Source organism: Mesorhizobium sp. M0139 (assembly GCF_040322455.1).
Classification (GTDB): Bacteria; Pseudomonadota; Alphaproteobacteria; order Rhizobiales; family Rhizobiaceae; genus Mesorhizobium.
On sequence record NZ_JAMYTN010000018.1, the window covers coordinates 1 to 20,388 of the forward strand.

Consider the following 20,388-nt stretch of genomic DNA (forward strand, 5'->3'; position numbering starts at 1 on the left):
TCTCTCGCCAAACCATCGCCGGTCCTCCGGCGGACAAGAAAACTGTCACCCATGCTATCGGTCCATTCTGTTACCTATCTATCCGGTTCGGACACGTCTCCCTTCTCCCCGTCACTTATACGGGAGAAGGTGCCGGCAGGCGGATGAGGGGCGGCGCCGGCGTTGGGGTATTTATTTTGATGTTAGCGCTGCCCCTCACCCTTACCCTCTCCCCGTATAGTGACGGGGAGAGGGGGTAGCGAACGGCGGCTCAGCGACGACCTCCGTCACCCCAAAAACGGCTTAGCCTTCATGGTCTCCGGCACCGGCACACCCAGCCGCTTCAGCACCGTCGGCGCCAGCTGCAGCTGATCGAGCAGCGTGTCCGGATCCGGCCCATTGCCTTCCCCAAAATAATACAGCGCGAAATCCTGCATTTCGTCGTCATGGCCGCCATGATGGCCGCGGTCTGTCTGGCCGTGGTCGGCGGTGACGATCACCTCGTAACCGGCCTGCCGCCATCCCGGCAGAAAGGCTGCCAGCATGCCGTCCATCGCATAGCAGGCATGGTCCATTTCGTGGCAGTCATGGCCGAAGCGATGGCCCATCGAATCCAGCGTGCAGGTGTGCAGGATCCCGTAGTCGATGGCGTGGCGCCGGGTCAGCTGGGTCAGTGTGGCAAACAAATCGACATCGCTCGGCGTCATCTGGTTGCGCAAATTGTAGCCGGTCATGGTGTGGAAGCGGCCATGCGCGATCGGTCCGCTGGGCTCGTCATACTCCATGTCCTCGACCAGATCGAACGGATAGGAACGAAAGAATTCCGACCAGTAGGAATGCGTCACTGCGCCGGTCTTGCCGCCGGCCTTGCTGACCTCGGAGAAAATATCCGGCTTGTTGACGAGAAAACGGTTCTCGTTGGATAGGATGCCGTGCTCCTGCGGCGAAACCCCGGTGTGGATCGAGGCATAGCAGCAGGCCGAGGTCGACGGCAGCACCGAGCGCATCTTCCACACCTGCGCCTCGCCCGACTGCACCCAGCCCTCGAGATTGCCCATCAGCCGGCGCCAGTTCCGGTAGGGCACGCCGTCGAGAATGATGAGCAGCAGTTTGGTCTTGAGCGCCATGGGCGGCTCCGGAAAGCTTTTGCCGTTGAAGGAAGTTTTCGCGACAAAGGCCGCGAATTCCCTACTAGTTCCCCGCGCTCGCCATGCGCCGTCCCTTGATCGCCTTTTCCAGCCAGCCGATCTCCATCTCGGGAACGGACGACAGCAGCAGGTCGGTATAGGCGTCGAAGGGCGGCGTCAGCACCTTGCTCTTGGCGCCGTAGCGCACCACCTCGCCGCGATACATCACCGCGATCGAATCGGCGATCGACTTCACCGTCGCCAGATCGTGGGTGATGAAGAGGTAGGCGACCTTCTCGTGCTGCTGCAGGTTGAGCAGCAGCTTGAGAATGCCGTTGGCCACCAGCGGGTCGAGCGCCGATGTCACCTCGTCGCAGATGATCAGCTTGGGCTTGGCGGCGAGCGAGCGGGCGATACAGACGCGCTGTTTCTGGCCGCCGGAGAGTTCGGCCGGATAGCGGTCGAGAAAGCCCTTGCCCATCTCTATCTCATCGAGCAGTTCGGCGACACGTTTGTCGCGCTCGCGGCCGCGAATGCCGAAATAGAACTCCAGCGGCCGGCCGATAATGGTGCCGACGGTCTGGCGCGGGTTCATCGCCACGTCGGCCATCTGGTAGATCATCTGCAATTGCCGCAGATCCTCCTTCGGCCGGTCGGCAAGCCTGTTGGCGAGCGGCCTGCCGTCGAAGGTGACGGTGCCTTCTTCCGGCGGCAACAGCCCGGTGATGGCGCGCGCCAGCGTCGACTTGCCGGAGCCGGATTCACCGACGACGGCCAGCGTCTGTCCCGGATAGATGTCGACCGAGACGTTCTTCAGCACCTTGACGTGGCTGCCGCCGTAAGCGGCGGTGACGTTCTTGACCGACAGGAACGGCGCGGCGCCGGGCTTCTGCTCGGCATGCTCGATCTCATGCACCGAGACCAGCGCATTGGTGTATTCCTGGCGCGGCTCCTTGATGATCTGGCGGGTGCCGCCCCATTCGACCAACCTGCCATGGCGCAGCACCATGATCTCGTCCGAGACCTGGGCGACGACGGCAAGATCGTGGGTGATGTAGAGCGCCGCGACATGGGTGTCGCGGATGGCGTCCTTGATCGCCGCCAGCACGTCGATCTGCGTCGTCACGTCGAGCGCCGTGGTCGGCTCGTCGAAGACGATCAGGTCGGGTTCCGAACACAGCGCCATCGCCGTCATCACGCGCTGCAACTGGCCGCCGGAGACCTGGTGCGGGAAGCGTTCGCCGATGGTTTCGGGGTTCGGCAGGCTGAGCTTCTTGAACAACGCCACGGCACGTTTCTCTGCCTCGGCGCGTGTCGCCGTGCCGTGCAGCAGCGTTGCTTCCACCACCTGGTCCATCAGCTTGTGCGCCGGATTGAAGGCCGCGGCCGCCGACTGCGCGACATAGCAGACCTCGCGGCCGCGCAATTTGCGGAAACCTTCCTTGCCGCCCTTGAGAATATCGCGGCCGTTGAGCAGCACCTCTCCGCCGGTGATGCGCACGCCGCCACGGCCATAGCCCATCGACGACAGGCCGATGGTCGACTTGCCGGCGCCGGACTCGCCGATCAGGCCGAGCACCTTGCCCTTTTCCAGCGTCAGCGAGACATCGTGGACCAAAACGATGTTCTTCGGCGCCTCGCCGGGCGGAAACACTGTCGCTTCGATGCGCAGATTGCGGATATCGAGCAGCAGGCCGGGCTTTGCTTTTGTGTCAGCCATCACCCGCGTCCTCCCTTCAGGCTTGTCGTGCGGTTGAGCACCCAGTCGGCGACCAGATTGACCGAAATCGCCAGTGCTGCGATCGCCGCGGCGGGAATGAGTGCCGCCCCGATACCGAAGACGATGCCGTCCTTGTTCTCCTTGACCATGCCGCCCCAGTCGGCATCCGGCGGTTGCACGCCAAGCCCGAGAAAGGAGAGCGTCGACAAGAACAGCACCGCGTAGATGAAGCGCAGACCAAGTTCCGAGACCAGCGGCGAAAGCGCGTTGGGCAGGATCTCGCGGAAGATGATCCAGCCGCTGCCTTCGCCCCGCAGCTTGGCGGCCTCGACATAATCCATGACGTTGATGTCGACGGCCACCGCGCGCGACAGCCGGTAGACGCGGGTCGAGTCGAGGACGCCCATCACCAGGATCAGCGTCACCAGGTTGGTCGGCAGCACCGAAAGCACGACGAGCGCCATGATCAAGGTCGGGATCGACATCAGCAGATCGACAAGGCGCGACAGCAGCGTGTCGAACCAGCCGCCGAACACCGCCGCCGAAAAGCCGAGGATGGCGCCGAGCGAGAATGACAGCGCGGTGGCCAGCACCGCAATGAACAGCGTGATGCGAGCGCCGTAGATCATGCGCGACAGAAGATCACGGCCGAGATTGTCGGTGCCCAGCCAATGCGCTGCGGACATCGGTTCCCAAGGAACGTCGCTGACAATCTCGGCATTGCCGTGTGGTGCGATCCATGGCGCGAAGACAGCCGCCACGACGAACATCGTCGTCAGTACGATGCCAATCAGCGCGGGAATGGGGATGCGTTTGATATCGAGCATGCCCGCCGCCTATTTCGGATGTCTGAGGCGCGGATTGGCGACAATCGCCCCGATGTCCGCGATGATGTTGAGAGTGATGTAGACAGCGGCAAAGATCAGGCCGACGGCCTGCACCACCGGCACGTCGCGCTTGGTGACGTGGTCGACCAGATATTGCCCCATGCCGGGATAGACGAAGATCACCTCGACCACGACGACGCCGACGATGAGGTAGGCGAGGTTGAGCATGACGACATTGATGATCGGCGCGATGGCGTTGGGGAAAGCATGCTTGCGGATGACGTTGAAGGCCGACAGGCCTTTCAGTTCAGCCGTCTCGACATAGGCCGACTGCATGACGTTGAGGATGGCCGCGCGGGTCATGCGCATCATATGCGCCAGCACAACCAGCGTCAGCGCGGCGGCCGGCAACGCGATCGCCTGCATACGCTCGCCGAACGGCATGCCGTCATAGACCGTGGAAATGGCCGGGAACCATTGATACTTCACGGCAAAGAAGTAGACGAGCACATAGCCGATGAAGAATTCCGGGAAGGAGGTCGAGGCGAGCGCCAGGCCGGAGATCAGCTTGTCGACCCAACCGTTGCGGTAACGCACGGCGATCAGGCCGAGGATGATCGCCAGCGGCACGGCCACGACCGCCGCCCAGAAGGCGAGAAACAGCGTGTTCCACAGCCGCCCCTTGATCGAGGTCGCGATATCCTGGCCGCTCGACATCGCCGTGCCGAGGTCGCCGGTGAGTGCACCGCCGAGCCAATGGAAATACCTGATGTAAGCCGGCTGATTGAGGCCGAGCTGCTCGCGCAAATTGGCGAGCGATTCCGGCGTCGCCGACTGTCCGAGAATGGCTTGCGCGACGTCGCCGGGCAGGATCTGGGTGCCGGCGAAGATCAGGACCGAAACGGCCAGCAAGAGGACGATGCCCAGCGCAACGCGCTGGGCTACAAGTTTCACGACGGGTGAGGACATATCCGCAAAGCCGGGCTCAGGCTTCGAGCCAGCACTTCGCCAGCGCGTAGCCGTTCATCAGCTCCTGATGCGGATCGTCGACCCAGCCGCCGACCTTGGCGCCTGTCGCATCGATGAACTGATTGAACATCGGCAGGATCAGGCCGCCCTCGTCGCGCACCAGCACGGCCATGTCGTGGTACATCTGCTTGCGCTTGGTCTCGTCGAGTTCGGCGCGTGCGGCCAGCACCAGCTTGTCGAAGTCCGGACGCTTGAAACGGGTGTCGTTCCAGTCGGCGGTCGACAGATAGGCGGTCGAGTACATCTGGTCCTGGGTCGATCGGCCGCCCCAATAGGAGGCGCAGAAGGGCTGCTTGTTCCAGACCTCGTTCCAGTACCCGTCGCCGGGCTCGCGCTTGAGCTCGATCTTGATGCCGGCCTTGGCCGCGCTCTGCTGGAAGAGCTGCGAGGCGTCGACCGCGCCCGGGAAGGCGACGTCGGAGGTGCGCAGCAGCACGGTGCCGTCATGGCCCGACTTCTTGTAGTGGAACTTGGCCTTGTCGGGATCATATTTGCGCTGCTCGATCTCGGAAAACAGCGGATAGGACGAATTGATCGGGAAGTCGTTGCCGAGCGAGCCGTAGCCGCGCAGCACCTTGTTCAGCATCTCCTCACGGTCGATCGCGAGCTTCAGCGCCATGCGCAGGTCGCTGTTGTCGAAGGGCGCGGTGTTGCAATGCATGATGAAGACATAGTGGCCGGGGCCGGCATGGTTGCGGATGGTGACGCCCGGTACACGCTTGATCAGGTCGACGATCTTCGGCTCGACGCGGTTGATCATGTTGACCTGGCCGCCCTGCAGGGCCGCTGTGCGCGCGGTCGCGTCGTTGATAACGATGATCTCGATCTGGTCGGCATGGCCCATCTTGTCGGCCTGCCAGTAATTGGCGAAGCGCTCGCCGCCATGGCGCACGCCGGGCTCGTTGGTGGTGACCTTGTAGGGTCCTGCCGAGATGCCGGCATCCGCCTTGTCCTTGCCGCCGTTGGGCTGGACGATGAGGTGGTAGTCGCTGAGGAGATAGGGGAGGTCGGCGTTGGCCTCCTTCAACGTCAGGACGACTTCCTTCCCACTGGCTTTGATGCTGTCGATGCCCTTCATGTAGCCCAGCGCGCCGGACTTCGACTTTTCATCGGAATGGCGCTCGAGCGTTGCCGCCACATCCTCAGCGGTCACCGTCTTGCCGTTGTGGAATTCGACGCCGTCGCGGATTTTCAGCGTCCACACCTTGGCGTCGTCCGACGAGCCGATTTCTTCGGCGATGCGGTTCTCGAGCTTGCCTTCCGGAGACAGCTCGACGATCAGTTCGCCCCACATCTTGCCAAAGGCGAACGGCACTTGCGTCATGAACAAAGCCGGGTCCAGGCTGTTCGTGGATTCGCCGCCGACGAGGCCGGCCTTCAGCGTGCCGCCCTTGACCGGGCCTTCCGCGCGAGCCGCACTGGAAAGCAGCATATTGGCGAAGGGCGCTGTGACGCCGAGTGCTGCGGCGCGGCCGAGGAAATCACGACGGCTCAGCTTGCCGGACGCAACGCGCCGGCTCAGATATTCGAGTTCGTTGGACATTTGAGTTCCTCACTCTGTTGGTTCGACCTTATGGTCGTTTTTTGCTTGTTTTTACCAAAGGGATATTGACCGGAAGGCAGAGCGGTAAGCAAGACGGAATGCGACATGCCGTGGCGTAAATCGTGCGTCGCAACTGGACCATTCGGGTGGACGCTCAGAGCAGGTCGCGCGGGATCGTCTCTTCGAAATCGCGTTCGAAAATCAGCGTTTCGCCCTCATAGGCTTCGATTCTGGCGCTGACGATGAAGTTTTGCGCATCGCAGCGCATTTCAGCCGACGTCTCGGTGCGCACCGACCATCCGTTTCGCGACAAGGTCTGCGTCCAGTGCGTGCGGCCCGAGGCAGACAGCGGGTCGTCGGGGTGGATCGTCCAGCTCTCGCGGGCAATGCTGCCATTGGCCAGTCCATGCGCGAGATCGCGCACTTCTCCGAAATCATCCGTGATCGACAGCGTGACGATGCCGGTCTTCTCATCGCGATCGACGTGACGCTCGGAATTCGCTGCACGGACTGTCGCGGTTGCCCAGGGTGTTGCGCCTTCGGGAGACTGGAATGAGGTCTCGTCGCTTTTTGCGAGCGGGCGCAGCGGCAGCCTCAGCGTCGCCGCTGAAAGGTCGAGCCGCACCGGCTCCGGCGACGGCCAGATCATCGGCCAGTAAGCGTTGGAAACAGCGATGCGCAGGCGGTGTCCGGCCGGCACGCGGTAGGCGCACTGGTCGAGAATAACGCGCGCCGAAACCGTTTCGCCCGGCACCAGCGCTTGCGGCTGTTCGTGCGAAGCACGATGCGTCAGGTTGAGCACGCCGTAGGAGATCAGTTCCGAGGCGCCGTCGGGGTGCACGTCGCACAGTCGAACCGCGATGTTCGCCTGCGGGCGATCGGACGATATCCGGACCAGAAGCTCCGGCGCGCCGACGATGTCGAGTGCCTCGGCAAGCACAGGCTGATCGAAGCAGACGGACAGCGCATCGTCCGGGCGCTGGTCGCCCGGCAGTTCCGGGCCAAAGGTGAAGGGAAAATATTCGCCGCCGGCGAGCCCGCAGCTTTGCGGGGTCGCCACGATCGCCGGCCTGACGCCGTCAGCAATGAGTTCGATCGCCCCGACCTTGATGTTGGGAGACGGCCATTCCTGCTCGGCCACCCAACGGCCCGGCCGCTCCGGGTGCCAGCGCGCCGGCCGCACACTGTCCATGACATAGGCGCGGTAGTCCGGGTCGGCCTCGACGCCGGTGTCGACGCCCTTCAACCAGCTGTCCCACCAGCGCAACGCCTCCTGCAGGAAGCCGATGGCGGGTTTGGGTTCGGCATAATGCGGGTATTTGTGGATCCAGGGCCCGACAATGCCCTTCACCGGCGCCTGGATGTTGGTGACCAGATGCGAAATCGTGTTGCGGTAGCCGTCATGCCAGCCGCCGATCGACAGTACGGCGGCTTTGACCGCGGAGAAATCCTCGCAGATCGAACCGCGTTTCCAATAGGCGTCGCGATGCTGATGGCTGAGCCAGAGCGGCAGAAGGAAAGACTGGTTCTCCAGCCGCGTCAGCCAGAGGTCGCGCCAGCGATTGTCGCCAGCAATCAGCGGATCCGGCGGTCGCGACGAATAGGACAACATGGTCGAGGCCCAGCCGAAATTTTCCGTCAAAAGGCAGCCGCCCTTGTAGTGGATGTCGTCGGCGTAGCGGTCGACGGTCGAGCACAGGCTGATCACCGCCTTCAGCGCCGTCGGCTGCTTGGCCGCCACCTGCAGGCAGTTGAAGCCACCCCAGGAAATGCCCATCATGCCGACACTGCCGTTGCACCAGGGCTGTGCTGCCGCCCAGGCAATCACATCGCAGGCGTCCTGCAATTCCTGCTCGGAATATTCGTCGTCCATCAGACCTTCGGAATCGCCATTGCCGCGCATGTCGACGCGGATCGAGGCGTAGCCGTGGCCGGCAAAATAGGGATGCGTCAGCTGATCGCGAAAGATGGTGCCGTCGCGCTTGCGGTAGGGCAGGTGCTCGAGGATCGCCGGCACCGGATCGCTGCTGGCGTCCTCCGGCATCCAAACCCGCGCCGACAGCCGGCAACCATCCGGCATGACGATGCCCATATCGGGGAATTCGACGACCTTGCGGGGAAATTCGGTGATGGTTTTCATGCGATGCTCCAGGATGTCAGTGACGCATGGAGCGGGCATGTCATGAAGTCAAACGGGCGACGGCCGGTGTCGCCGCGACGACGCCACGATATGTAGCCCGATTGTTTTGCCCTGATGTTGCAGGATTATAATTATTGTATTACATTTATTAACTGAACCCAACGTGATGAGGATGGTTTCGCCTGAAAATCGTTTGGATGAGCCAAAGCGCGTGACGAACCTGGACAGCCGGGGCCTCGATTTTGCCGAACTCGATATTGAGTTTTTTGCGACTTCAACCGTCCTTCCAGCCAAGGCCGACCGGTTCAAGGCGATTGGCGAATTCGGAGAGATCATCCTGGCCGTGATTTTCAAGCCGCTTGGTTCGGAGGCGATTTCGGTGATCTCGATGCGCCGTGCCAGCCGAAAGGAAAGGTCAGTATATGAACAATCCTAAATCGCGTGTTCGACCGCTTACCGATGCGGAGGAAGTGGAAATTCAAAGACAAATTGTTGATGATCCCGACGATGCGGAGACGACAGACGAACAGTTGGCGCAAGCCAGGCCTTTCGCGGAAGTGTTTCCAGAACTTTTCGAGAGCATAAGGCGTGCTCGTGGCCGGCCAGCCGTGGAGAAGCCTAAGCAAGTCGTGTCCATCCGTCTGGATCAGGATGTCATCAGTAAATTCAAGGCGACCGGCAAGGGCTGGCAGGCCAGGATCAACGAGGTGCTGAAAAACGCGAAGGTAGGCTAGGCAATCCGCGTCAGTTCAGCGGAATGTCGTTTTCGGACTTGCGCGCCTGATAAGCGCCGGACAGTTCGTCGTAGCGGGTGGAAATATTGCCGATCCTTGCCTCAAGCCGGCCGCGCTCGGCCTCGGGCAGCGCCCGCACCAGCCTGCGAATGGAAAAACTCTTCCAATAAGCGTTCTCGGCATTGTAGCCGCCGGGATCAAGAGTGAAGACCTCTTTCAGGATTTTCAGATCGTGCGGGATCGCAAAGCTGTCGCGTGAATCCTCGTGGCTGAAGAGGTAGTAGAAATTGTCGAAGCCGGTCCAGGTGATCGCCGACAGGCAGAGCGAGCAGGGCTCATGCGTGGCGATGAAGATGGCGTCCTTGGTGTCGACGCGCTCGGCTTTCGGCATTTCATAGAAACGCTTCAGGCAGTGCACCTCGCCATGCCAGAGCGGATTTTCCATCTCGTTGTTGGTTTCGGCCAGCACCAGCGAGCGGTCGCCCTTCCGCAGGATGGCGGCGCCGAACAGCTTGTTCCCATGGGCCACGCCCTCTGCCGTTTTCGGCACGATGTCGTGCTCGATGACATCGAGCAGGCGGTCGATCAGCGATATGTCGGTCATTGCTCAGGTCTCGTTGGGGAGATGGATTTCGTAGGGGTGCGAGAAATGGAACTCTTCGAGGTTGGAGCCGTCACCGCCGCGGTCGACGATGACGAAATCCTGCGCTTCGCCGAGCGGCGTCAGCACGCCGTGCCAGAGATTGCGCGGATAGTTGACGCCTTGCCCGGGTGCGGTGATGAAGGCGTGCGGCTCGCCCGGACCGTCCTTGCCGTCATGGCAGACGACGACCAGGAAAGACCGCGGTGACAGCGGGATGAACGCCTGGCTGCCTAAGGGATGGCGCTCGACCATGGTCAGCTTCAGCGGCAGGTCGTAAGGCGTGCCGCGCGCCATCGAGATCAGCACGCGGGCATTCGGTCCCGCGGCTTCAGCGGTGGCGAGATTGTGGTAGCGCTCGGTCTTGCCGCCATTGATCGGGTAGTGATTGCCGCCGCCCATGTCGATGACATCGCCGAAGCCGGCAAAGCTTTCGCGGGTCAGCGGCCGCGCTGTGATGCGGGTCACCGCGCGCGACCGCCAATGCCCGCCCCGCCGAGCTTGGCGTGCCGGTTGACGTCCTTGTAAAGGAGATAGCGGAATTTGCCTGGGCCGCCCGCGTAGCAGGCCTGCGGGCAGAAGGCGCGCAGCCACATGAAGTCGCCGGCCTCGACCTCGACCCAGTCCTGGTTGAGGCGGTAGACCGCCTTGCCTTCCAAGACATAGAGCCCGTGCTCCATGACATGCGTCTCGGCAAACGGGATGACGGCGCCGGGCTCGAGCGTGACGATGGTGACATGCATGTCGTGGCGCATGTCGGCCGGATCGACGAAACGGGTCGTCGCCCAGCGGCCCTCGGTGCCGGGCATCGGCGTCGGCGCCACTTGCTGGTCACTGCTGAACAGGGCTTCCGGCGCGTCGATGCCGTCGACGGCCTCATAGGCCTTCCTGATCCAGTGGAAGCGTACGGCGTCGCGACCTTCGTTGCGCACCGTCCAGCCGCTGGCCGGCGGCAGGAAGGCAAAACCGCCGGCTTGCAGCACGTGCTTCTTGCCGGCCAGCGAAACGGTCAACTCGCCCTCGACCACGAACAGCACGCCCTCGGCGCCGGCGTCCGGCTCGGGCCGGTCGCTGCCGCCGCCGGGCAGGACCTCGACGATGTACTGCGAAAATGTCTCGGCGAAACCCGAAAGCGGCCTGGCGATGATCCAGGCCCTGGTCTCGTCCCAGAACGGCAGTGGGCTGGTGACGATGTCCTGCATCACTCCCTTCGGTATGACGGCATAGGCCTCGGTGAAGACGGCGCGGCCGGTCAAAAGCTCATTTTGGCCGGGATGGCCGCCATGCGGTGCATAATAGGTTTTCTGGTCAGTCTTGATCATATCCATTGGGTCCTGACCCCTCAGTCATTTCATTAGAGCGGGAGCATGTCTTTCAGGCGGAGCAGCGCGATGCGCTCGACCTGTTTGCAGGCGGTATCGAGTTCTACGCCGCGGCTGTTGCCGATGCGCGCCTCGAACTCGGCGAGGATCTCCTCCTTGGTCTTGCCCCGCACCGCGATGATGAAGGGGAAGCCGAAGGTGGTGACGTAAGCGGCGTTGAGCTTGGAAAACAGCTCGCGCTCCTTGTCGGTCAGCGCGTCGAGTCCGGCGGAGGCCTGCTCGCGGGTCGATTCCGCCGTCAGCCGCCGCGCCTTGGCCAGTTTTCCGGCGAGATCGGGATGCGCGTTGAGCACACCTAGCCGCTCGGTTTCGCTGGCGGCGCGGAAGACGCGGCAGAGCGCATTATGCAGGCCGCCGGCGCTGTCATGCGCCGGCCCAAGCTCCAGTTCATAGGCACGTTCGGCGATCCAGGGCGAATGTTCGAACACGCCGCCGAAAGTGTCGACGAAGGTTTCGAACTCCATCTTCGACGGGTTGAGCGCCGCCGGCTGGTAGGGGTGGTTCTCCTGCCAGTGCCTGGCGATATCGATGCGCCGCGCCAGCCAGACCTTGTCGTGCGATTTCACATAGTCGACGAAGCGCTTCAGCGCCGCCACCCGACCAGGACGTCCGACGAGGCGGCAATGCAGGCCGATATTCATCATCCGCGGCCGGCCCGCTTTGCCCTCGGCATAGAGAGTGTCGAAACTGTCCTTCAAATAGGAGAAGAACTGGTCGCCGGAATTGAATCCCTGCGGCGTGGCGAAACGCATGTCGTTGGCATCGAGCGTGTAGGGGATGACGAGTTGCGCGCCGCCGCTGTGCTCGAACCAGTAGGGCAGTTCGTCGTCATAAGTGTCCGACACATAGTCGAAGCCGCCCTCTTCGGCCACCAACCGCACCGTATTGACCGAGGTGCGGCCGGTGTACCAGCCGGTCGGCCGTTGGCCTGTCACCTCGTAGTGCAGCTTGATCGCCGCTTCGAGATCGCGACGCTCGTCTTCCGGTGCATGATCGCGGTAGTCGATCCATTTCAGCCCGTGCGAGGCCATTTCCCAGCCGGCCTCCTGCATCGCCGCCACCTGGTCGGGCGACCGGGCCAGTGCTGAGGCGACCCCGTAGCAGGTCACCGGCACTTGCGCCTCGCTGAACAGGCGCAGCAGCCGCCAGAAGCCTGCCCGCGCGCCATATTCGTAGATCGATTCCATGTTCCAGTGGCGCTGGCCGACCCAGGGCGCGGCGCCGACGATTTCCGACAGAAAGGCTTCCGAGGCCTTGTCGCCGTGCAGCACGCAGTTCTCGCCGCCTTCCTCGTAGTTGACGACGAATTGGACGGCCACATGCGCACCGCCCGGCCATTTCGGATCCGGCGGATTGGCTCCGTAGCCGCGCATGTCTCTAGAGTAACGCATTGCCCCTCCCCGCCGGACGCTGCCGGAAGTTGTGATCAGGATAGTCGAAAGGGTTGCTCGCGCATTCCCCCGAAATTTTTGAAAGTGTTTTTGTGCCACTCCGCTCGACCGGGACTTATGCATCGCCTTTAATTGGAGCACAATTCACTGCTTTGTTCGGCTGTATCGGAAATGGGAGGCGCCAGTGGCAGAAACGTCGAAAGCCGATGGCGGACGTCTGACGACGCATGTGCTCGACACCGCGACCGGCAAGCCGGCGGCGGGCCTGTCGATCGCGCTTTATCATCTTGAGAGCGACGCGCGGATACATTTGAAGACCGTCGTCACAAATGCCGACGGCCGCTGCGATGCGCCGCTGCTGGCAGGAGCGGAATTCCGCCTTGGAGAATACGAACTGGTGTTCGCCGCCGGTGACTATCTACGCGGCCAGGGCACCAAACTGCCGGAACCGGCCTTCCTCGACAGTGTGCCGATCCGCTTCGGCATGGCGGAATCCGTGCATTATCACGTGCCGTTGCTTATCTCTCCTTATGGCTACTCGACCTACAGGGGGAGCTGACGCATGGCCAAGATCACCATACGCAACGAGATCCGCTTCATCCTCAATGGCAGGGATGTAGCGCTGTCGTCGGTGGCGCCCGACGCGACCTTGCTCGACTGGCTGCGGCTCGACCGCTCGCTGCGCGGCACCAAGGAAGGCTGCGCCGAGGGCGATTGCGGCGCCTGCACGGTCCTGGTCGGAAAATTGTCCGCCGGCAAGCTGGTTTATGAAAGCGTCAACGCCTGCATCCGTTTCCTCGGTTCGCTCGACGGCACCCATGTCGTCACCGTCGAGCATCTGCGCGGCGCGCCTGGCCAATTGCATCCGGTGCAGCAGGCGATGGTCGATTTCCACGCTTCGCAATGCGGCTTCTGCACGCCGGGCTTCGTTATGTCGCTCTACGGCTTGTGGATGAAGTCGCCGGACCCGTCGAATGCGGCGATCGAGAAGGCCTTACAAGGCAATCTTTGCCGCTGCACCGGCTATGAGGCAATCATGCGCGCCGCGCGTGCCATCTCCAGCTACGGCAAGGCGGCGAAGGATCCGCTGGCTGCCGAGCGCAAGGCGATCACCGCCAGGCTCGAGGCTATGCATGACGGTGCCCGCGTCGAAATCGGCGCCGGCAAGCTGAGGTTGGTCGTCCCGGCCAACGCCGATGATTTCGCCGCTGTACTGGATAAGGAACCCGACGCCACTGTTGTCGCCGGCTCGACCGACGTCGGCCTGTGGGTCACCAAGCACATGCGCGACATCTCACCGGTAGTCTTCATCGGCAATCTCGAGGGGCTGTGCGCGATCTCCGAAGACAATGACGTCATCACCATCGGCGCCGGCGTTACCTACACCGACGCCTTCGCGACACTGGCCAAGCGCATCCCCGCGCTCGGGCCATTGTTCGACCGCATCGGCGGCGAACAGGTACGAAACATGGGCACCATCGGCGGCAACATCGCCAATGGCTCGCCGATCGGCGACACGCCGCCGCCCCTGATCGCGCTTGGTGCGCAACTGACGCTGCGCCGCGGCAAGAAGCGGCGCACCATCGCGCTCGAGGATTTCTTCATCGCCTATGGCAAGCAGGACCGGCAGCCAGGCGAATTCGTCGAGGCCGTGCACGTTCCCGTGCCGGCCAAGGGCACGAAGTTTGCCGTCTACAAGATCACCAAGCGCCGCGACGAGGACATCACCGCAGCCCTTGGCGCCTTTTTCCTCGACCTGGCCAAGGACGGAACCGTGGCCGATATATGCATCGCCTATGGCGGCATGGCGGCCACCCCGAAGCGGGCTTTCGGTGTCGAAAAAGCGCTGCTCGGCAAGCCGTGGACGGAGACAACGGTGGAAGCGGCCATGGCTGAATATGCCGGCGATTTCACCCCGCTGACCGATATGCGGGCATCGGCCGAGTACCGGGCGCTGGCGGCCAGGAACCTGCTGCTGCGCTTTTTTGCCGAAACCAGCGGCAGCAAGGCGCCGTTCCAGGTGTCACGCAACGAGGCGGCCTGATGAACAAGCACGCCTCTCCAGATCTCAAGGCGCAGAAGATTTCCGGTGGCGTCGCCGCCGACCAGCGCCACGATTCCGCGCACAAGCATGTCAGCGGCAGCGCGGTCTATATCGACGATATGCCGGAACCGGCGGGCATGCTGCATGGCTGCCTCGGCCTGTCCACGGCGACGCATGCGACGATCAGCAAAATGGATCTGTCGGCGGTGCGCGCGGCGCCGGGCGTCGTCGATGTGCTGACGGCCAAGGACGTTCCGGGCGAAAATGACATTTCGCCGACCGGTCGACACGACGAGCCGGTGCTGGCCGACGACAAGGTGCAGTTTTATGGTCAGCCGATCTTCTGCGTTATTGCCAAGACGCGCGAACAGGCGCGCCGCGCCACCCGGCTGGCCAAGGTCGAATACAGTCCATTGCCTTTCGTCACCGACATTGGCGATCTCGACCCCCGCAAGGACAAGCTGGTCACGCCGCCGCTCACGCTGAAGCGTGGCGATGCCGCTGCCGCGATCAAGGCGGCGCCCCGCCGGCTGAAGGGCAAGATGCGCATCGGCGGCCAAGAGCATTTCTATCTCGAAGGCCATATCGCAGTGGCCATTCCTGGCGAGGACCAGGACGTCACCATCTATTCCTCGACCCAGCATCCGAGCGAAGTCCAGCATATGGTCAGCCATGCGCTGGGCGTGCCGAGCAACGCCATCACAGTGGAAATCCGCCGCATGGGTGGCGGCTTCGGCGGGAAGGAGACGCAAGGCAACCAGTTTGCGGCATTGGCTGCGATCGCCGCCAAGAAACACCATCGCGCGGTCAAGATCCGGCCCGACCGTGACGACGACATGATTGCCACCGGCAAGCGCCATGACTTCCTCGTCGACTACGAAGTAGGTTTCGACGACGCCGGCAACATTCTTGGCGTCGACTTCATGTTCGCGGCGCGTTGCGGCTTTTCATCGGACCTGTCCGGCCCGGTCACCGACCGCGCGCTGTTCCATTGCGACAACACCTATTTCTGGCCGGCGGTGCATGCGCAATCGGCGCCGCTTTACACCAACACCGTGTCGAACACGGCGTTTCGCGGCTTCGGCGGCCCGCAAGGCATGGTCGGCGCCGAACGCGTCATCGACGAGGTTGCCTTTGCCGTCGGCAAGGACCCGCTCGAAATCCGCAAGCAGAATTTTTATGGCACCAGTGGTGATAAAGACGGGGGCCGCAACGTCACCCCGTATCACCAGACGGTCGAGGACAACATCATCCACCGCATCGTCGCCGAGCTGGAGGCGAGCGCCGACTATGCGGGGCGCCGCCGCATCATCCAGGCCTTCAACGCCAACAGCCGCTTCATCAAGCGCGGCCTGGCGCTGACGCCGGTCAAATTCGGCATCTCTTTCACGGCCACCCACTACAACCAGGCCGGCGCGCTGGTGCATGTCTACACCGACGGTTCGGTGCATCTGAATCACGGCGGCACCGAGATGGGGCAAGGCCTCTACGTCAAGGTGGCGCAGGTGGTGGCGGAAGAGTTCCAGATCGACCTCGACCAGGTCAAGATCACCGCGACGACCACTGGCAAGGTGCCCAACACTTCGGCCACCGCGGCGTCGTCCGGCACCGACCTCAACGGCATGGCGGCGCAGAACGGCGCCCGCCAGATCAAGGAACGGCTGACCGACTTCGCCGCCGAAAAATACCAGGTGCCGCGCGAGCAGGTGCTTTTCCTGCCCAACCGGGTGCGCATCGGCAACCAGGAGATCGCCTTCACCGACCTTGTCAAGCAGGCCTATATGGCCCGCATCCAACTGTCGGCGGCGGGTTTTTACAAGACGCCGAAAATCCACTGGAACCGTGACAAGGGCGAGGGCCGTCCGTTCTATTATTTCGCCTATGGCGCCTCGTGCTCGGAAGTCTCGGTCGACACGCTGACCGGCGAATATGTCGTCGAGCGCACCGACATATTGCATGAAACCGGCCGCTCGCTGAACCGCGCCATCGATCTCGGCCAGATCGAGGGCGGCTTCATCCAGGGCATGGGCTGGCTGACGACGGAGGAGCTGTGGTGGGACGACAAGGGCCGGCTGCGCACGCATGCGCCGTCGACCTACAAGATCCCGCTCGCGTCCGACCGGCCGAAGATATTCAACGTCACGCTGGCCGACTGGCCGGAGGCCAACGAGCCGACGGTGCACCGTTCCAAGGCGGTCGGCGAACCGCCCTTCCCGCTCGGCATGTCTGTGCTGCATGCGCTGTCGGACGCGGTGGCAAGTGTGGCCGATCATAAGGTCTGTCCGCGTCTCGACGCTCCTGCAACACCAGAACGGGTGCTGATGGCGATCGAACGGCTGAAGGGTGAAGCCAAGAATAGCGCCTGACTCTGACCTGGATTCTGGCAAAACGTGCAATTCAGACTGAAAAACCCTATACTTCCCGTACGGGAATGCGAAATATGAAGTCGAAAGTGCAAAGCCTCAGAGCTTTTCTCGCCAGCGCCGGCCGGCTTGCTCTGGTCGAAGTGGCCGGCACCAAAGGCTCGACTCCGCGCGAGAAGGGCGCCTTCATGCTCGTATCGCAGGCGGCGATTTTTGGCACGATCGGCGGCGGTCAGCTCGAGTACATGGCGATCGACAAGGCGAGGCAGATGGTGGGGTCTTCACCCTCCCCCTTGTGGGGAGGGTCGGGGGGGGGGGGGCGGCGGGGGGGGGGGGGGGGGGGGGGGGGGGGCCCCCCCCCCCGGGGCGGGGGGGCGCGCCCCCCCGGCCGCCCCCCCCCCCGCGGGGGGGGGGGCCGCCGCCCCACCGCCCCACCCCCCCCGGTTGCGCGCCCCCCCCCCCGCGGCGTCCGCTCACCGACCCTCCCCACAAGGGGGAGGGTAAAGAAGCCCGCATCGCGGTCGATGAAGTCCGCGCCACGCTTGACGTGCCGCTAGGTCCCGAGATCGGCCAGTGCTGCGGCGGGCGCGTCGAAGTCTTGATCCGTATCGTCGATGCCGCGCTTGCTGCCGAGCTGATCGCGGCCGCAGAAGCCGAGGAAGCCCACCTGCCGCATGTCTATATTTTCGGCGGCGGCCATGTCGGCCAGGCGCTGGCCTCGACCGTTGCACTTCTTCCCGTGCGTGGTGTCGTCATCGAGACGCGGGCCGAAGCGCTGGAAGGCATGCCGGAAACCGTCGAGACGCTGCTGACGCCGATGCCCGAGGCCGAGGTGCGAAACGCCCCCGCCGGCACCGCCTTCGCCATCCTCACCCACGACCATGCGCTGGATTTCCTCATCGTCGCCGAGGCGCTGAAGCGCGACGACGCGGCCTATGTCGGCATGATCGGCTCGAAAACCAAGAGAGCGACGTTCAGGAACTGGTTCCTGAAATCGGCGGATGGCACGGAGGCTGAGTTGGCCCGCCTCGTCTCCCCGATCGGCGGCGACGCCGTCAGGGACAAGCGCCCGCCGGTGATCGCGGCGCTCGCGGCAGCCGAGATCATGACGGCACTGGTCGTTCACAACACCGCGCCGAATGCCGACCATCAAGTCCAGCATAAGATGATGGCCGGCTAAGCTTCGGCGCGGCTAAGCAGGCCGCTTCAGGCCGAGATGATCTCGCAAGGTGCTGCCTTCGTATTCCCGACGGAACAGTCCGCGCCGCTGCAGTTCCGGCACCACCAGCGTGGCAAAGGCATCGAGCTCGCCGGGGAAGTATGACGGCATGACGTTGAAGCCGTCCGCGCCGCCGCCCTCGAACCGCGCCTGCAATTCGTCAGCGATCTGCGCCGGCGTGCCGACGATACGCCAATGGCCACGTGCGCCGGCGAAATGGCGCGCAAGCTGGCGGATCGACAGGCCGTCGCGGCGCGATTGTTCGATGACCAGCGCCTGGCGGCTTTTCATTCCCTCGGTCTCCGGCAGCTCGGGCATCGGTCCGTCGATCGGATAGCTCCCGAGATCGGAGATGCTGAGATAGCTGGACAGCAGCGCCACGCCGACATCGTCGGGGATCAGCGCCTGCAATTCCTCCTGTTTCTCCCGCGCTTCGGCCTCGGTGTCTGCCACCACCGGGGAGACGCCGGGCATGATCTTGATGTCGTCGGGTTCCCGCCCATAGGCAGCCATACGGCCCTTGAGGTTGTCGTAAAAGCCCTTGGCTTCCTCGAGGGTCTGCGCCGCCGTGAACACGACGTCGGCGGTGCGGGCGGCAAGGTCGCGGCCGACATCCGAGGCGCCGGCCTGCACCATCACCGGCGCGCCCTGCGGCGAGCGCGGCAGGTCGAGCGGGTCGCGCACCGAAAAGCTCTGGCCGTTGTGACCGTGAAAGCCACTGCCTTGCCAAAGTCCTGATACCACCTCGGCGAATTCGCGCGCCCGCTCGTAGCGGTCGGCATGCGGTTTCAGGCCCGTCGCGCCGAAATTGGCGGCTTCGATGGGGCTGGCCGACGTCACCAGGTTCCAGCCAGCCCGGCCACCACTCAGATGATCGAGCGACAGAAAGGTGCGCGCCAGGCCGTAGGGCTCGTTGTAGCTGGTCGACGCCGTCGAAACGAGGCCGATGCGGCTGGTCTGCACGGCGAGCGCGGACAGCAGGCTGATCGGCTCGAAGCCGATCGAGCGTGAGGTCTGGCTGGCGATGCCGACATTGGCTTCGCGCAGACCGGCGGCGTCCTCGCAGAACACCATGTCGAACTTCGCCGCTTCCGCCGTGCGCGCCAGCTGGATGTAATGATCGATGTCGATGCCTGCAGTAACATGCGCCTTGGGGTGACGCCAGGCGGCGATGTGGTGGCCCGTCGCCCACAGGAAGGCGCCAAGCTTCATCTGGCGGGTCATTGCGCTCCTCCGGCAAGTCTGAGATGAGAGCGCAAGGTGGTGCCGGGATAATCCGGGCGGACGAGGCCGCGGCGCTGCAATTCCGGCAGCACGCGGCCGATGAAACCGTCAATCGCCGCAGGCGGTATTGCGATGTTGAACCCGTCGCAGCTTTGCGAGCTGAACCATGTTTCGAGCGCGTTGGCAGCGACATCTGCGCCAACGTTCAGCAGCAGCTTGACCGCACCCGGATCGCGTCCGCAGGCCACAACGCGGCGCTTGAGATCGTCATGGCGCGCCTTGGGGTCCTTTGTGGGTCTGTCCAGCAGGACGACATCGGCAGTGCGGGCGGCCATATCCAGGTCGGCCTCGGACAGGCCGGACAGCACCAGCACCGGCGTATCCTGCGGCGAGCGCGCGACGTTCAGCGGCCCGCGCACGGAGAAAAATTCGCCCTTGTGGTCGAGCAGGTGCATTTTTTCGGGATCGTGGAAGCGGCCGCCGATCTTGTCGAACAGCAGCGCGTCGGCATCCCAGCCCTGCCACAGGCGCTGAACGATGCCGATGTATTCCTGCGTGCGGCGGCGGAACACATCGTCGGAAAATCCATCCGGCCGGCTGAAATTGGCGGCTTCCCGTGGCGCCTGCGCCATGGTCGCGTGCCAGCCGGCGCGGCCATGGCTGATGATGTCGAGCGAAGCAAAACGGCGCGCCAGATTGTACGGCTGGTGAGCCACCGTCGAGGCTGCAGCGACAAGGCCGATCCGACTTGTCACCGTCGCCAGCGCCGCCAGCAAGGTCGTCGCTTCGAAAGAACTCGACCCGGCGCTGTTCGGCGCGGAATCATCGAGGACAATCATGTCCAGCCCCGCCGCTTCCGCTTGCTTGGCAAAGCCGGCCAGGTCGCTAAACCCGAGCGGCTGCCCGGAAGTAATGTTGAGCGAAACGGCAAGATGCATTGTGGCTTGCTGGTCAGTCGGCATGGGACCATCGATCATAGGGCGGCGTATGCGAACCTAAGGTCACCTGCTTGTAAGACAACCCTGG

17 protein-coding genes and 1 pseudogene are annotated in these 20,388 nt (G+C 63.5%); 6 read left to right on the forward strand and 12 right to left on the reverse strand.

Annotated features, from left to right (window positions below; genetic code table 11):
* Positions 1–266 precede the first annotated feature (266 nt).
* From NKJ58_RS26000 to NKJ58_RS26025, 6 genes are all read right to left on the reverse strand, one after another.
* Entirely contained in the window at positions 267–1,106 is an 840-nt protein-coding gene (locus tag NKJ58_RS26000) for an alkaline phosphatase family protein (RefSeq protein WP_023822089.1), read from the reverse strand.
* 64 nt (positions 1,107–1,170) lie between these two features.
* Positions 1,171–2,826: an ABC transporter ATP-binding protein gene (locus tag NKJ58_RS26005; protein ID WP_023695964.1), complete on the reverse strand. Its 1,656-nt coding sequence runs from the start codon at positions 2,824–2,826 to the stop codon at positions 1,171–1,173.
* Entirely contained in the window at positions 2,826–3,653 is an 828-nt protein-coding gene (locus NKJ58_RS26010; protein WP_023703637.1) for an ABC transporter permease, read from the reverse strand. Before NKJ58_RS26010 ends, NKJ58_RS26005 begins: the two co-directional genes overlap by 1 nt.
* A gap of 9 nt (positions 3,654–3,662) precedes the next feature.
* Positions 3,663–4,622, reverse strand: coding sequence for an ABC transporter permease (locus NKJ58_RS26015; RefSeq protein ID WP_023823868.1), 960 nt, complete (start codon positions 4,620–4,622; stop codon positions 3,663–3,665).
* 16 nt (positions 4,623–4,638) lie between these two features.
* Entirely contained in the window at positions 4,639–6,225 is a 1,587-nt protein-coding gene (locus NKJ58_RS26020; RefSeq protein ID WP_023671387.1) for an ABC transporter substrate-binding protein, read from the reverse strand.
* A 154-nt stretch (positions 6,226–6,379) separates the two neighbouring features.
* Positions 6,380–8,365 (reverse strand): CocE/NonD family hydrolase, encoded by a 1,986-nt coding sequence (locus NKJ58_RS26025; protein WP_352854113.1) that lies wholly within the window; start codon positions 8,363–8,365, stop codon positions 6,380–6,382.
* Between the two features lie 172 nt (positions 8,366–8,537).
* Between NKJ58_RS26025 and NKJ58_RS26030 the strand changes: the two genes are divergently transcribed.
* Positions 8,538–8,801, forward strand: a complete 264-nt coding sequence (locus NKJ58_RS26030; protein WP_502902337.1) for a BrnT family toxin — start codon at positions 8,538–8,540, stop codon at positions 8,799–8,801.
* Complete coding sequence (locus NKJ58_RS26035) at positions 8,788–9,099, forward strand: BrnA antitoxin family protein (protein WP_023671384.1); 312 nt, start codon at positions 8,788–8,790, stop codon at positions 9,097–9,099. The genes NKJ58_RS26030 and NKJ58_RS26035 overlap by 14 nt, the downstream gene beginning before the upstream one ends.
* Positions 9,100–9,109: 10 nt before the next feature.
* Here NKJ58_RS26035 and NKJ58_RS26040 read toward each other — a convergent pair whose 3' ends face one another.
* The 4 genes from NKJ58_RS26040 to puuE are packed head-to-tail and all read right to left on the reverse strand — an operon-like array spanning position 9,110 to position 12,512.
* Entirely contained in the window at positions 9,110–9,703 is a 594-nt protein-coding gene (locus NKJ58_RS26040; RefSeq protein WP_023671383.1) for a nucleoside deaminase, read from the reverse strand.
* Positions 9,704–9,706: 3 nt separating this feature from the next.
* Positions 9,707–10,207 (reverse strand): ureidoglycolate lyase, encoded by a 501-nt coding sequence (locus tag NKJ58_RS26045; RefSeq protein WP_352854117.1) that lies wholly within the window; start codon positions 10,205–10,207, stop codon positions 9,707–9,709.
* Positions 10,204–11,061 (reverse strand): bifunctional allantoicase/(S)-ureidoglycine aminohydrolase, encoded by an 858-nt coding sequence (locus NKJ58_RS26050; RefSeq protein WP_502896410.1) that lies wholly within the window; start codon positions 11,059–11,061, stop codon positions 10,204–10,206. The genes NKJ58_RS26045 and NKJ58_RS26050 overlap by 4 nt, the downstream gene beginning before the upstream one ends.
* Positions 11,062–11,093: 32 nt before the next feature.
* Positions 11,094–12,512, reverse strand: a complete 1,419-nt coding sequence (puuE, locus tag NKJ58_RS26055; RefSeq protein WP_352854119.1) for an allantoinase PuuE — start codon at positions 12,510–12,512, stop codon at positions 11,094–11,096.
* A gap of 184 nt (positions 12,513–12,696) precedes the next feature.
* On the opposite strand from puuE, the gene uraH reads away from it, so the two are divergent.
* The 4 genes and pseudogenes from uraH to xdhC all read left to right on the forward strand — a co-directional run bounded on the left by uraH (position 12,697) and on the right by xdhC (position 18,099).
* On the forward strand, positions 12,697–13,071 hold the full coding sequence (gene uraH, locus NKJ58_RS26060; RefSeq protein WP_023694734.1) for a hydroxyisourate hydrolase: 375 nt from the start codon (positions 12,697–12,699) through the stop codon (positions 13,069–13,071).
* Positions 13,072–13,074: 3 nt separating this feature from the next.
* A complete protein-coding gene (gene xdhA, locus NKJ58_RS26065; RefSeq protein ID WP_023823872.1) occupies positions 13,075–14,556 on the forward strand; it encodes a xanthine dehydrogenase small subunit in 1,482 nt (493 codons plus the stop codon).
* The gene (gene xdhB / locus NKJ58_RS26070; protein WP_023671377.1) at positions 14,556–16,922 is read left to right on the forward strand and encodes a xanthine dehydrogenase molybdopterin binding subunit; all 2,367 of its coding nucleotides are present in this window, start codon (positions 14,556–14,558) and stop codon (positions 16,920–16,922) included. Before xdhA ends, xdhB begins: the two co-directional genes overlap by 1 nt.
* Positions 16,923–16,996: 74 nt before the next feature.
* Positions 16,997–18,099 (forward strand): annotated as a pseudogene (xdhC, locus tag NKJ58_RS26075) (xanthine dehydrogenase accessory protein XdhC).
* A 12-nt stretch (positions 18,100–18,111) separates the two neighbouring features.
* Here the strand turns inward: xdhC and NKJ58_RS26080 are convergent.
* Both NKJ58_RS26080 and NKJ58_RS26085 read right to left on the reverse strand, forming a co-directional pair.
* A complete protein-coding gene (locus NKJ58_RS26080) occupies positions 18,112–19,362 on the reverse strand; it encodes an LLM class flavin-dependent oxidoreductase (RefSeq protein ID WP_352854121.1) in 1,251 nt (416 codons plus the stop codon).
* Entirely contained in the window at positions 19,359–20,300 is a 942-nt protein-coding gene (locus NKJ58_RS26085) for an LLM class flavin-dependent oxidoreductase (protein WP_023671374.1), read from the reverse strand. The genes NKJ58_RS26080 and NKJ58_RS26085 overlap by 4 nt, the downstream gene beginning before the upstream one ends.
* Between the last annotated feature and the right edge of the window lie 88 nt (positions 20,301–20,388).